Origin of the sequence: Kribbella sp. NPDC051936, assembly GCF_040680955.1 — a bacterium.
Classification (GTDB): domain Bacteria; phylum Actinomycetota; class Actinomycetes; order Propionibacteriales; family Kribbellaceae; genus Kribbella.
The window spans coordinates 446217-459408 of the sequence record NZ_JBFAXS010000007.1; the positions used below are offsets into that span (position 1 = coordinate 446217).

Genomic DNA, 13192 nt, shown 5'->3' on the forward strand with positions numbered 1-13192 from the left:
ACCCGGCCGACCCAACCAAACAATCGGGTCAGAACGCCAGTGCTTTAGACCGGAGCGACCTTGCCCGAGTACATGCCCATGATCACGAAGTTGTCCGCGTACGGCGCGTTCTTCAGGATCGAGTCGTCGTCGGCCGGGAACTTCGCCACCCGGGTGCCCTCGAGCGCGGGGTTGTTACCGTAGCGCTCCCAGAGCGGGATGATCGGCAGCAGTTCGTTGAACGCCATCGCCGCGGCGGTGATGTTCTTCTTCTGCTCGTCGAGGTTCAGGCCCTGGGCGGACTTGTCCACGACGGCCTTGAGGTCGATCGGACCGGCCGAGGTGGTCTGGTTGAGCGGGAAGTTCATGCCCTTGCCGCCCGAGTTCGCCGCGATCACGTAGTTGAACGTGTACAGGTCCTGGACGAACGCGAAGTACGGGTGCGGGTGGCTCGAAGCGCCCCAGGTCTGGATGGCGATGTCGAACTTGCCGGCCAGTACGTCCGGGTTCAGCTGGGTGAAGGTGATACCCCGCTTGGTGATGTTGAACCCGAACTTGTTCAGCTGGTCGGCCGCGTTGGTGGCGGCCGGGTTCCAGTCGGCGAACTCGGTCGGGAACTTGATGTCGTAGGCGGCCGGCTTGCCGTTCGGCAGCATCCACTTGCCGCCGGTCTTCTTCCACCCGGCGGCCTGCAGCAGCGAGGTGGCCTTGGCCTCGTCCTTCTCGTACGCCTGCAGCTTCTTCTGGTCGGCGTCCGAGATCCAGTCCGGGACCAGGATGTCGGAGAAGCCGGCCATGAACTTGCAGGGCTTGCCGGAGTCGCCGAGCGCGACGGTGCCGTTCTCGCTGCGGTCCAGGACGTAGGCGATCGCCTGCCGGACGCGGGCGTCGGCGAGCTCCGGGTGGGTGGTGTAGTTGAACACCAGCGACGGGCCCGAGTACACCGGCGGCCGGAGGATCCGGAAACCGGAACCCAGCATGGTCTTCTCGCTGGCCACCGCGAAACCGTGGGTGGCGTAGTCGACGTCCTTGTTCATCACGACCGGCGTGATGTCCGAGGTCTCACCGTTGTACAGCACGACCTTGGTGAAGCCGATCTTGTCGGCGAACAGGCCCTTGTCGTTCTTGACCAGCGACATCTGCGCGTTGGTCATGCTCTTCACGTCGAAGTTGAACGGGCCCGAGACCGGCGGGTTCTCCGGACGGAACTTCTGGAAGTCGCCGTTCAGCTGCTTGCCCTCGGCGCTGTCCAGGCTGGTCTTGGCCTTGCGCAGGGCCTCGGCCTTGGTCGCCCACTCGCCGTACACCGAGTCCGGCAGGATCCCGGCCCGGAGGATGTAGCGCTCGAGCACGGTGGACGGCGTACCGATGGTGAAGACCACCGTGGTGTCGTCCTTGGCGCTGATGTCGGTCAGGAACGTCCACTCCTGCTGCCGCAGCAGCCAGCGCAGGCTGAACGTCGACACGACGTCCTTCGCCGTCACCGGCTTGTCGTCGCTCCACTTCAGGCCGGAGCGCAGCTTCAGGGTGTAGGTCTTGTTCGCCTCGTCCAGGGTCCCGGACTCGGCCATCATCCATTCCCACTTCTTGTCGGCCCAGTAGTACATGCCGGCGCTGGGGTAGACGAGGTCGAAGTACGGGCTGTTGCTCGCCTGAATGCCGTCGGTGACACCGGCGATCAGGTTGAAGTGACCCTTCGGCGGGAGCTGGTACGGGTACGCCCCGTGGAACTCCTTGTTGCCGGACTTTCCGCCGCCCTCGCTGTTGCTGTTCGGCGAGCTCGGCGAGCACGCCGTCAGCGAGCCGATGCCGGCGGCGCCGACACCGGCGATGCCGAACAGCTGGAGCACGTGCCGGCGGGAGACCGCATTGGTCAGGGCACTCGCGCCCGTTCCGTTGGTGCCGGGATCGTTGGTGTCGGTGGGACTCATCCTTCGTCCTTTCTGGACTGACCGCACGCCCATGTGGGTCAGGTACTACTGGTGGGATTGACTACCGCCCTCGCGTTTTTCCCGCCGCCGGATCACGAAGATCCCGGCGCCGACCACCAGGCCCAGTAGCAGGCCCAAACACAAGGTGAACAGGGTGACGACGAACTCCGGGGTGCCCGGCGACAGCGTGAGCAGCAGTACTCCGCTGGCCAGCACCAGGAACGTCGCCCAGCCGAGGGCCATCCGGCCGAGCTGAGGTGACATCAGGCCCCCAGGTCATCCGGCCCGGCCTCTGATACGCCGTCGCGCGCGACCACGTGGCACGCGGCGGACTGGCCGGATCGGATCGTGGTGAGGGCGGGGACCGTCGCGTCGCACAGCCCGTCCTCGAACAGCGGGCAGCGCGGGTGGAACGAGCATCCGGACGGCAGGTTCGCCAGGCTCGGGATCTCCAGGCTGCGCAGGGACTCACGGCCCTTGGTCTTGGTCAGGTCCGGGTCCGGCTCGGGGATCGCGTCGATCAGCGCCCGGGTGTACGGATGCGTCGGGGCGTTGATGATCTTCGGCGTCGGCCCGAACTCGACGATCCGGCCCAGGTACATCACCGCGGTCTTGCCGTTCCAGCCGAAGTACTTCGCGATCGCCAGGTCGTGGGTGATGAACAAGAACCCCACCCCGAGGTCGTCGCGGAGCCGGCCGAGCATCGCCAGCACGCTGATCCGGATCGACACGTCCAGCATCGAGGTGGACTCGTCGGCGATGATCAGCTTCGGGTCCAGCGTCAGCGCCCGGGCGACCGCGACCCGCTGCCGCTGGCCGCCGGACAGCTGGTGCGGGAACTTCGGCAGGTAGTTCTCGGGCGGGGTCAGGTCGACCTTGGTGAGCAGCTCGGCCGCGCGCTCGGCGGCGGCCTTCTTGGTCTTCACCACACCGTGCTTGAGCAGCGGGGCGATGAGCGTCTGCTGGATCGTCCGCGTCGGGTTGAGCGAGGCGTACGGGTCCTGGTGCACGTACTGCACGCTGCGGCGGAAGGCGCTGAAGTCCTGCCGGTTCATCGACCAGATGTCCTTGCCGTCGAAGGCCACCTCGCCGCTGCTCGGCCGGGCCAGGCCGGCCGCCATCCGCGCCGCGGTGGTCTTCCCGGAGCCGCTCTCGCCGACCAGGCAGAGCACCTCGCCAGGATTGACCGACAGGTCGACGTCGTCGACCGCACGAATCGGACCGGCCTTGGTGCTGAACACCTGGCTGACCCCGCCGAGCGTCATCAGCGGCGTCCGGGCGGTGGACTCGGTGGACTCCGGGGTCTCGGGGGACTTCTCCAGCGCGCTCATGATGCGTTCCCCAAGTCGCTCGGCACCTCACGCTCGAGGTGCACTTGTTTCCAGTGGATGCAGGCCGCCTCGTGCGCGTCGCCCGGCTCGTCGGTGATCGGGATCAGGGCCGGGTCCTCCTCCTTGCACTCCTCGGTGGCGAACTTGCACCGCGGGCTGAACGTGCAGCCCTTCGGGAGCGCGGCGAGGCTCGGCGGGCCGCCCGGGATCGACTCCATGTCCGGCAGGTCGCCGACGATCGGCGGCACGGCCTTGATCAGCCCGAGCGTGTACGGGTGCCGCGGCCGGTAGAACATGTCCCGGACGCCGCCGGTCTCGATGATGCGCCCGGCGTACATGGTCGCGACCCGGTCCGCGAGCTCGGCGGCCAGCGACAGGTCGTGGGAGATGAAGATCATCGAGAACCCGAGGCGTTCGCGCACCTCGTGCAGGACGTCGACGACCGAGCGCTGGGTGAGGATGTCGAGCGCCGTGGTCGGCTCGTCGAGGATCAGCACCTCGGGCTCGAGCAGCAGGCTCATCGCGATCAGCACCCGCTGCCGCATACCGCCGGACAGCTCGTGCGGGTAGCAGTCGAGGACCCGGGACGGCTCCAGCCGGACCAGCCGGAGCAGTTCGGACGCCCGGTCCTCGATCTCCTGCTTACCGGCCTTGGTGTGCGCGCGCATCGTGTCGTGCATGTGCGCGCGGATCTTCAGGACCGGGTTGAACGCGTTCATCGCGCCCTGGAAGACCATCGCCGCGTCCCGCCAGCGGAACTGCCGCAGGTCCTTGCCGTCCAGGCCGAGGACGTCGATCTCGGTGCCGTCGCTGCGGTTGAAGGTGACCTTGCCGCTGGCGTGCCCGAGGCGCGGCAGCAACCGCAGCAGCCCGAGGCCGAACGTCGTCTTTCCGCAGCCGCTCTCCCCGACCAGCGCGAGGCTCTCGCCGGGGAACAGGTCGAGGTCGACACCGCGGACCGCCTGCACCGTGGCCCCGGCCCCGGTCCGGTACTCGACCTTGAAGTCGCGGATCGACAGCAGTGGCTTGCCCTGGCCGCCGCGCGTGGCGCGGGGGCTCGAAGAAGTCGTCGTCACCCTGCTCACCGGTCCCGGAGCCGCGGGTTGAGGATCTCTTCGAGGGATCTCGTCATCATCACCAGTCCGAGCAGCAGCAGGATGATCGCGACCACCGGGCTGAGGATCCAGGCCAGGCTCGCGTCGTTGAAGATGGCGCCGGCGATCCAGGCGCGGTTGAGCATGATGCCCCAGTTCGAGCCCGTCAGCGGGGCCAGACCGAGCAGGTAGAGGCCGACCAGCTGGTAGATCGCGTTCGTCACGCCGATCATGAAGTTCATCAGGATGAAGCTGGCCATGTTCGGCAGGATCTCGACGAACACCACCCGGATCGTGCCGAGGTCGAGCAGCCGCGCGGCCTCGACGAACTCGCGTTCCTTCAGCGAGAACACCTGCGCGCGGACCGCCCGGGTGAGCACCGGCCAGGACAGGCCGCCGACCAGCAGCGCCAGCAGGATCGGCGAGTCGAGCCGGAAGAAGGCGCCGAGGACGGCGAGCAGGACGATCTGCGGGACCGTCAGGAAGACGTCGGACAGCGTGACCACGACCGAGTCGACCCAGCCGCCGAGGTACGCCGCCAGCGAGCCGAGGACGATCGCCAGCGCGGTCGAGATCGCCGCGGCGACGAAGCCGACGAAGATCACCGTCCGGCCGCCGCCGATCATCTGGATCAGGACGTCCTTGCCCTCGTTGTCGGTGCCGAGCAGGTGCCCGGGCGAACCGGCCGGGAGCAGGATCTCCTTGACGTTCGGGGTGACCTCGGGGAGGAAGAACGGCACGATCGCGGTGATCAGCACCATCAGGCCGACGATCACGAATCCGATGAAACCGGCCGGACTGCGACGCAGCGAGCGCATGATGCCGGCGAACCGGGAGACGCCGGTCGTCCCGATGGACGTGACAGGAATGGTGGCTTCGGTCATGTCGTCACTTCTCCCCTTCGCCGCCGACGCGGATCCGCGGATCCAGCTGGCTGTAGAGGAGGTCCGCGGCCAGGTTGGCCACCACCACCGAGATCGTCACGACCAGGAAGATGCCCTGCAGCACCGGGTAGTCGCGGCCGTTGACCGCGTTGAACAGGCTGAACCCGATGCCCTGGTAGCCGAAGATCCGCTCGACGAAGATCGAGCCGCCGACCACGAAGCCGAGCGAGACGGCCAGCTGGCTGAACAGCGGCAGCACGGCGTTGCGCCCGACGTACCCGGACCGGATCCGCGAGTCGGACAGGCCGCGGGCCCGGGCGACCGTCACGTAGTCCTCGCCGAGCGTCTCGACCGTCGACGACTTCATCACCAGCGCCCAGGAGCCGACCGTGGTCAGCGCGTAGGCCAGGATCGGCAGCGTCGCGTGGTAAAAGATGTCGTTCAGGAAGCTCAGGCTGAACGACGGCTCGACGCCGGGTGTGTAGGAGCCGCGGGCCTCGGTGAGGTTGAACAGCTGCAGCTTCACGCCGAGGAACACCACGATCAGGATCGCGAGGATGTAGTTCGGGATCGCGTGCAGCAGCGAGCCGATCGACGTCAGCAGGTGGTCGACCCAGCTCTCCCGGCGGTAGGCCATGATCATGCCGGCCACGATGCCGATGACGAAGCTGAACACGGTGGCGACGCCGACCGAGAACAGCGTCCACGGCAGGTAGGTCTTGATCACCTCCGCGACCGTCGTCCCCGGCGACAGCACCGAGTTGCCGAAGTCGCCGTGCAGCAGGTTCACCATGTAGGTGCCGTACTGCGACAGCAGCGGCGCGTCCGGATCCAGCGAGAACAGGTTCTGCGCCTGCGCGGCGGCGGCCTCGTACGAGATGCCGGTCTGCGCGATCTGCGTCTGGATGTACGTCTCGACCGGGTTACCCGGCAGCAGCCGGACCAGGAAGAACGTACCGGTGGTGACGATGAAGATCGTCAGGACCGCCTTGAACAGTCTTCGGACCAGCCAGGCGTTGACGAAACGCCGAGCAGCCGAGGGTCTCGGTTCGACGGCAGGTCCTTCGATCAGCTTCGCCGCGGACGTGTCGACCGCACCGCTCACTGCTCACCTCCACGCGACTACCAGGGAAAGTCGGTGGCGCAGACCCCTGATCAGCTCGACTTAGTAACACTGTCTTGCAAGGATCTGCGCATTGAGCAGACAGTCTGCGCATAGCTGGTCAGCGAGTCAACGACTTGAGGCAACGTTGAGACAACGTTGCGGTCTGTGACGCAACGGTACCGGGGAGTGCAGCAACTGCCCGCCTCCGACACGGAGACGGGCAGTTCGCCTTGCTGTTACCGGCTGGTCAGCGGGTGGCGCGGTTGACAGCGGACACCACGGCCTTCAAGGATGCGGTGAGGATGTTGGCGTCCCGGCCGACACCCCAGTACACGTCGTCGCCGACCTCGCATTCGACGTACGCCGCGGCCAGCGCATCGCCGCCCGCGGAGAGCGCGTGCTCGTGATAGTCGAGCACCCGGACGTCGTACTTCAGTGGCTTGATCGCGTCCACGAAGGCCGACACCGGACCGTTGCCTTCACCAACCAGTTCGTGCGGTACGCCGTTGGCATAGACCTGAACCCGGAGCTGGTCGCCCTGCCCCTCACCGGACGTCGAGTTGACGCTCAGCAGCGACAGCGCACCGGGTGCCAAGTACTCGGCCGCGAAGATGTCCCACATCTGCTGCGGGCCGACCTCGCCGCCCTCGTTGTCGGTGTGCTGCTGGATCACCCGGCTGAACTCGATCTGCAGCCGGCGCGGCAGGTCGAGGCGGTGCTCCGACTTCATGATGTACGCGACGCCGCCCTTGCCGGACTGCGAGTTCACCCGGATCACGGCCTCGTAGCTGCGGCCGACGTCCTTCGGGTCGATCGGCAGGTACGGCGCCTCCCAGGCGATCTCGCCGACCGGCTTGCCCTCGGCCGCCGCCTGCTTGTCGAGCGCCTCCAGGCCCTTCTTGATCGCGTCCTGGTGCGAGCCGGAGAAGGCGGTGTAGACCAGGTCACCGGCGTACGGCTGACGCTCCGGAACCCGCATCTGGGTGCAGTACTCGACCGTGCGGCGGATCTCGTCGATGTCGGAGAAGTCGATCTGCGGGTCGATGCCCTGGCTGAACAGGTTCATCCCCAGCGTCACCAGGTCGACGTTGCCGGTGCGCTCGCCGTGGCCGAACAGGCAGCCCTCGACGCGGTCCGCGCCGGCCATCAGGGCCAGTTCGGTGGCGGCCACCGCCGTACCGCGGTCGTTGTGCGGGTGCAGGCTGATCGTGCTGTGCTCGCGCCGGGTCAGGTTGCGGCCGAACCACTCGATCTGGTCGGCGTACACGTTCGGGGTGCACATCTCGACGGTGGCCGGCAGGTTCAGGATGATCTCGCGGCCCGCGGCGGGCTGCCACACGTCGCTGACCGCCTCGCACACCTCGAGCGCGAACTCCAGCTCGGTGCCGGTGAAGATCTCCGGGCTGTACTGGTACCCGAACTCGCAGTCGCCGAGGATCTCGTCGGCGTACTTCATCACGGTCTCGGTGCCGCGGACCGCGATCGTGCGGCACTCGGCCTTGTCGACGTTGAACACCACCCGGCGGAACAGCGGCGCGGTCGCGTTGTAGAGGTGGATGGTGGCCTTCGGCGACCCCTGGAGCGACTGCACGGTGCGCTCGATCAGCTCCTCGCGCGCCTGGGTCAGCACCGAGATCGTCACGTCGTCGGGGATCACGTCGTCCTCGATCAGGCTGCGGACGAAGTCGAAGTCGTACTGGCTGGCGCTCGGGAAACCGACCTCGATCTCCTTGTAGCCCATGGTCACCAGCAGGTCGAACATCCGCCGCTTGCGGGCCGGGGACATCGGCTCGACCAGTGCCTGGTTGCCGTCGCGGAGGTCGGTGGACAGCCAGCGCGGCGTGCGGTCGACGGACTTGGCCGGCCAGGTGCGGTCCGGCAGGTCGATCGGCGGGAACGCGCGGTAGCGATGGGTCGGCATACCGGACGGCTGCTGGACAGGCTGGGGCTGGTTCTTCGGTGCCACGGGGTTCTCCTGGGAGGTACGGGTGTCGTGAGGGACGACCGGCGTACGTCAAGACTCCGCGGCGAGGGACCGGCCTTGTCAGGCCTCGCCGCGGCAGCGAAGGAGGAGAAGCTGGTGCCGCATGATGCCAGTGAGTGTATGCACAACTCCCCCGGCCCGTCGAACCGGGGTCATCCTGCCGACCGCGCGAGAGGCCCGAGTAGACAGCGTCTACGGGCATCCTGTAGACACTGTCTACGTGATCGCCCTCGCCCTGCTGACGGCCTCCGCCGGCTGTCACGCCGCATGGAACCTGCTGGTCAAACGCGGCGGCCTCGGCGGTCCAAGGTTCATCTGGTTGTGCGGTCTGCTGACGCTGCCGGTGTCGCTCGTCCTGCTGCTTCGCGCATCGCCGGCCACGGCCTGGTGGGCGGGAGTCGTGAGCATGGCCTTGCACACGACGTACGCCGTCACGCTGCAGAAGGCGTACGCCTTCGGGGACTTCTCGACGGTGTACGCCGTGAGTCGCGGCACCGCTCCGGCCCTGGTAGCAGTCGCGGGCGGATCCGGCCCGCGCGTGTTCGCGGGCGCCGCGCTCGTGCTGATCGGCGTACTGCTGATGGATCGCCCGCAATCGCGGACCCCAGCGCGAGCCGTGCTGCTCGGGCTGGGCGTCGCCGCGTGCACGGCGGCGTACACGCTCTGGGACGCGTTCGCCGTCGGTTCGCTGCACGTCGACCTACTGACCTACCTCGCCGTGGCGAACGTGGCACAGGTCGTCGCGCTGTCGGCCGTCGTACGGGATCACCGCGGCGCGACGCGGGACTGGCGGCGCGCGGCGCCGGTCGCCGTACTCGTGCCGGCGAGCTTCGGACTCGTCCTGCTCGCGCTGTCGGTCGCCTCGGTCGCGACCGTGGCGATCGGCCGGTCGATGAATGTCGTCCTCGGCACGCTGCTCGGAGCGGTCGTCCTGCGTGAGCGGCCGCGCGTCACGGGACTGGTCGTGGTGGTGGCCGGCGTACTGCTGGTGAGCCTCTGAAATGTCCACGGTGCGGGAGTGCCTTGCCTTCAAGGGCGCTTGAATTCCTAGGCTTACGGTATGACGGAAACGCTCCTCGACCGGATCGGCACCCACGGGCTCGGCGTCCTGGTCACGCTCAAGCGCGACGGCCGGCCCCAACTGTCGAACGTGACGTACGTGTTCGACGGGTCCCGCGTGCGGGTCTCGCTCACCGACGGACGCGCGAAGACCAAGAACCTGCGGCGCGACCCGCGCGCCAGCTTGTACGTCGACGGCCCGCGCGGCCGCTCGTACGTCGTACTCGAAGGCAAGGCGGAGCTCAGCCCGGTAGCAGCCGACCCCCACGACGACGTCGTGGAGGATCTCGTCGACTACTACCGGACCGCGTCGGGCGAGCACCCGGACTGGGACGAGTACCGCGCCGCCATGGTCCGGGACAAGCGCCTGATGTTCTCGATGGCCGTCGACCACGCGTACGGAATGCCGGCCCCGGCCTGATCAGCGTAGGTCGAAGCGATCCAGCTCCATCACCTTCACCCACGCCGCGACGAAGTCCTTCACGAACTTCTCCTGCGCGTCGGCGCTCGCGTAGACCTCGGAAAGGGACCGTAGCTGCGAGTTCGATCCGAAGATCAGGTCGGCCGCCGTCGCGGTCCACTTGAGCTCGCCGCTCGCGACATCGCGGATCTCGAACAGGTTCTCGTCCGACTCCGACGCCCGCCATTCCGTGCCCGGCGCCAGCAGGTTGACGAAGAAGTCGGTGGACAGCGTGTCCGTGCGGTCGGTGAAGACACCGTGCCGCGCACCGTCGGCGTTCGTCCCGAGGACCCGCAGGCCGCCCACCAGCACGGTCATCTCGGGAGCCGTCAGGGTCAGCATGTACGCACGATCCAGCAGCAGCGTCTCGGCGGACAGCTTCTCGCCCGCTCGCAGGTAGTTCCGGAAGCCGTCGGCGCGCGGTTCGAGCAGGGCGAACGAGTCGACGTCGGTCTGCTCCTGCGAGGCATCGGTGCGGCCCGGACGGAACGGCACTGTGACGTCCTGGCCGGCGTTCCCGGCCGCCCGTTCGATCGCCGCGCCGCCACCGAGCACGATGAGGTCGGCGAGCGAGACCCGCTTCCCGCCCGACTGCGACGCGTTGAACTCCTGCTGGACCTGCTCCAAAACCCCCAGAACCTTGGCCAGCTCGGCCGGCTCGTTGACCTCCCAGCTCCGCTGCGGCTCGAGCCGGATCCGCGCACCGTTCGCACCGCCGCGCTTGTCCGTGCCGCGGAAGCCGGCCGCCGCGGCCCACGCGGTGGAGACGAGCTGCCGCACCGACAGCCCGGAGCCGAGCAGCTTCTCCTTCAGGGCCGCGATATCGGCGTCGTCGACCAGCTCGTGGTCGACGGCCGGCACCGGGTCCTGCCAGAGCTGCGGCTCCGGCACCCACGGCCCGAGGAACCGCGAGACCGGCCCCATGTCGCGGTGCAGCAGCTTGTACCAGGCCTTCGCGAACGCGAGCGCGAACTCGTCGGGGTTCTCGTAGAAGCGCCGCGAGATCGGGCCGTACACCGGGTCCAGGCGCAGGCTGAGGTCGGTGGTCAGCATCGTCGGCCGGTGCTTGCGGGACGGGTCGTGCGCGTCCGGCACCGACTCCTCCGCGTCCTTCGCGACCCACTGCTTGGCCCCGGCCGGACTGTCGGTCAGCTCCCACTCGTGCCCGAACAGGTTCTCGAAGAAGCCGTTGCCCCACTGGGTCGGCGTGTTCGTCCAGGTCACCTCGAGACCGCTGGTGATCGCGTCACCGGCCTTCCCGGTCCCGTACGTGCTCTTCCAGCCGAGCCCCTGCGCCTCGAGCGGCGCTGCCTCCGGCTCCGGGCCGACGCTCTCCGCCGGCCCGGCGCCGTGGGTCTTGCCGAAGGTGTGCCCGCCGGCGATCAGCGCGACGGTCTCCTCGTCGTTCATCGCCATCCGGCGGAACGTCTCGCGGATGTCGCGCGCCGCGGCCAGCGGGTCCGGGTTGCCGTTCGGGCCTTCCGGGTTCACGTAGATCAGGCCCATCTGCACCGCACCGAGCGGACCGCCGAGCTGCCGGTCGCCGCTGTACCGCTCGTCACCGAGCCAGGTGTCCTCCGGACCCCAGTAGATCTCCTCCGGCTCCCAGACGTCCTCGCGGCCGAAACCGAAGCCGAACGTGCGGAACCCCATGTCCTCCAGCGCGACGTTGCCGGCCAGCACGAGCAGGTCGGCCCAGGAGATCTTCCGGCCGTACTTCTGCTTCACCGGCCACAGCAGCCGGCGGGCCTTGTCCAGGTTGGCGTTGTCCGGCCAGCTGTTCAGCGGCGCGAACCGCTGCGCGCCGTCGCCCGCGCCGCCGCGGCCGTCCTCGATCCGGTACGTGCCGGCCGCGTGCCAACTCATCCGGATGAACAGCGGCCCGTAGTGACCGAAGTCGGCCGGCCACCAGTCCTGCGACGTCCGCATCACCTCGACGAGGTCCCGCTTGAGCTCGTCGACATCCAGTTTCCCGAACTCCGCGGCGTAGTCGAAATCCTCCGCCATCGGGTTCGACTTGGCGGCGTGCGGGTGCAGGATCGTCAGATCCAGCTGGTTCGGCCACCAGTCCCGGTTCGTCCTCGGCCGGTCGACCTGCGGCGTCGGCGAGTCGATCGCCGGGTTCTCGCTCTCGCTCCCGTGGTGGGTTACTCCGGATGTGTCGGACATGGTCGAACCTTCCGGTCGCTGATCTCAGAGCGTCACCTTCGCGAGTCTTCTCCGCAGTCTGGAATCAGTCAAGAGTGCTTCTCGGCGTGAGACGGGGAGCATGGTGGCATCGAATAAAGCAGTCGCGGTAACCGGCGTACTCGGTGGACCCTGTGGGCGTGGAGATCACCGAACTGTCACCCGACGACGAAGCCGGGTGCCTCGACGCAGTAGCCGTCCAGAGCGCAGCCTTCGCACAGGACTGCCCGGAGCTGGTGCGCCCGACGCCGCGCGGGTTCGCGAACCTGCTGCGGTACGGCTGGGACCTGGAACCGCAGCGGGGGTTCCTGGCACGCAACGCCGACGGTAGCGCGGTCGCCGTGGCCACGGTCTCGCTGCCGACGTACGACAACACCAACCAGGTGTGGTTCGAGCTCACCGTCCATCCCGACCATCGCGACGGCGCGGTCGAGGCGGAGCTGATCGAGTACGTCGAGCAGCTCGCCCACGACGAAGGCCGCACGATGATGGGCTTCGGCGGGTTCGACCTGCCGGACGCGATCGCGCTGGCGCACAAGCACGGGTACGAGCAGAAGGCGGTCGAGGTCAACCGCCGGCAGGACCTGGCCGGGCTCGACTGGTCGATCGTCCGGTCGCTGTACGACGAGGCGGTCGCGGCGTCGACGCCGTACGAGCTGGTCACGCTCACCGGCGCGCTGCCCGAGGACATGCTCGACGGGATGATCGCGGTGACCGCGTCCATCAACGACGCGCCGAAGGACGACCTGGACATCGAGGACGACGTCTACAGCCGCGAGCGGTTGCGTGCGTACGAAGAGGCGCAGGCGAAGAGCGACCACACCCTCTACCGCGTCATCGCCCGGGAGAAGGCCACCGGCGAGCTCGCCGGTCACACGGTGGTCGCGGTCGAGCGCGAGCGCCCGCACATCGGCGAGCAGCACGACACCGCGGTCGCGCGCGAGCACCGGGGCCACCGCCTCGGCGCCCTGGTCAAGACCGCGATGCTGCTGAATCTCCGCGACGCCGAGCCGGCGCTCACCCAGGTCGACACCTGGAACGCCGAGTCCAACAACCACATGATCGGCATCAACGAGCAGCTCAACTACACGATCGTCGCGCGCTTCCTGGCCTACCAGAAGAGCCTCTGAAACAGGCCGGGGGCGCCGCTTCGAGCGGCGCCCCCGGCTTTGCACTAC

The 13192-nt window shown here is 68.1% G+C and carries 11 protein-coding genes; 3 read left to right on the forward strand and 8 right to left on the reverse strand.

Features of this window, described 5'->3' with window-relative positions; translation table 11 throughout:
* Positions 1–44: 44 nt before the first annotated feature.
* From AB0L64_RS26515 to leuA, 7 genes are all read right to left on the reverse strand, one after another.
* Complete coding sequence (locus AB0L64_RS26515; RefSeq protein ID WP_363714216.1) at positions 45–1910, reverse strand: ABC transporter substrate-binding protein; 1866 nt, start codon at positions 1908–1910, stop codon at positions 45–47.
* Positions 1911–1955: 45 nt separating this feature from the next.
* On the reverse strand, positions 1956–2174 hold the full coding sequence (locus AB0L64_RS26520; protein WP_355688959.1) for a hypothetical protein: 219 nt from the start codon (positions 2172–2174) through the stop codon (positions 1956–1958).
* On the reverse strand, positions 2174–3241 hold the full coding sequence (locus AB0L64_RS26525; RefSeq protein WP_363714218.1) for an ABC transporter ATP-binding protein: 1068 nt from the start codon (positions 3239–3241) through the stop codon (positions 2174–2176). Before AB0L64_RS26525 ends, AB0L64_RS26520 begins: the two co-directional genes overlap by 1 nt.
* Positions 3238–4317, reverse strand: coding sequence for an ABC transporter ATP-binding protein (locus tag AB0L64_RS26530; RefSeq protein WP_363714220.1), 1080 nt, complete (start codon positions 4315–4317; stop codon positions 3238–3240). Before AB0L64_RS26530 ends, AB0L64_RS26525 begins: the two co-directional genes overlap by 4 nt.
* 5 nt (positions 4318–4322) lie before the next feature.
* Positions 4323–5219 (reverse strand): ABC transporter permease, encoded by an 897-nt coding sequence (locus tag AB0L64_RS26535; protein WP_355688962.1) that lies wholly within the window; start codon positions 5217–5219, stop codon positions 4323–4325.
* A 4-nt stretch (positions 5220–5223) separates the two neighbouring features.
* Positions 5224–6324, reverse strand: a complete 1101-nt coding sequence (locus AB0L64_RS26540) for an ABC transporter permease (protein WP_363714222.1) — start codon at positions 6322–6324, stop codon at positions 5224–5226.
* Positions 6325–6571: 247 nt separating this feature from the next.
* Positions 6572–8245: a 2-isopropylmalate synthase gene (gene leuA / locus AB0L64_RS26545; protein WP_363714534.1), complete on the reverse strand. Its 1674-nt coding sequence runs from the start codon at positions 8243–8245 to the stop codon at positions 6572–6574.
* A 283-nt stretch (positions 8246–8528) separates the two neighbouring features.
* Between leuA and AB0L64_RS26550 the strand changes: the two genes are divergently transcribed.
* Positions 8529–9308 carry a hypothetical protein gene (locus AB0L64_RS26550; RefSeq protein ID WP_363714224.1) on the forward strand — a complete coding sequence of 260 codons (780 nt, stop codon included), beginning with the start codon at positions 8529–8531 and terminating at the stop codon, positions 9306–9308.
* A gap of 60 nt (positions 9309–9368) precedes the next feature.
* Positions 9369–9788: a PPOX class F420-dependent oxidoreductase gene (locus AB0L64_RS26555; protein ID WP_363714226.1), complete on the forward strand. Its 420-nt coding sequence runs from the start codon at positions 9369–9371 to the stop codon at positions 9786–9788.
* On the opposite strand, the gene katG is transcribed toward AB0L64_RS26555, so the two are convergent.
* Positions 9789–11996, reverse strand: a complete 2208-nt coding sequence (gene katG / locus AB0L64_RS26560; RefSeq protein ID WP_363714227.1) for a catalase/peroxidase HPI — start codon at positions 11994–11996, stop codon at positions 9789–9791. It abuts the gene before it with no gap.
* Positions 11997–12154: 158 nt separating this feature from the next.
* On the opposite strand from katG, the gene AB0L64_RS26565 reads away from it, so the two are divergent.
* Positions 12155–13144 (forward strand): GNAT family N-acetyltransferase, encoded by a 990-nt coding sequence (locus AB0L64_RS26565; RefSeq protein WP_363714229.1) that lies wholly within the window; start codon positions 12155–12157, stop codon positions 13142–13144.
* The last annotated feature ends 48 nt before the right edge of the window (positions 13145–13192 follow it).

Bases quoted from the DNA above. Each gene is read 5' to 3' on its own strand.
- AB0L64_RS26515 (WP_363714216.1), bottom strand. From the start codon at position 1,910: ATGAGTCCCACCGACACCAACGATCCCGGCACCAACGGAACGGGCGCG.
- AB0L64_RS26520 (WP_355688959.1), bottom strand. From the start codon at position 2,174: ATGTCACCTCAGCTCGGCCGGATGGCCCTCGGCTGGGCGACGTTCCTG.
- AB0L64_RS26525 (WP_363714218.1), bottom strand. From the start codon at position 3,241: ATGAGCGCGCTGGAGAAGTCCCCCGAGACCCCGGAGTCCACCGAGTCC.
- AB0L64_RS26535 (WP_355688962.1), bottom strand. From the start codon at position 5,219: ATGACCGAAGCCACCATTCCTGTCACGTCCATCGGGACGACCGGCGTC.
- leuA (WP_363714534.1), bottom strand. From the start codon at position 8,245: ATGCCGACCCATCGCTACCGCGCGTTCCCGCCGATCGACCTGCCGGAC.
- AB0L64_RS26555 (WP_363714226.1), top strand. From the start codon at position 9,369: ATGACGGAAACGCTCCTCGACCGGATCGGCACCCACGGGCTCGGCGTC.
- katG (WP_363714227.1), bottom strand. From the start codon at position 11,996: ATGTCCGACACATCCGGAGTAACCCACCACGGGAGCGAGAGCGAGAAC.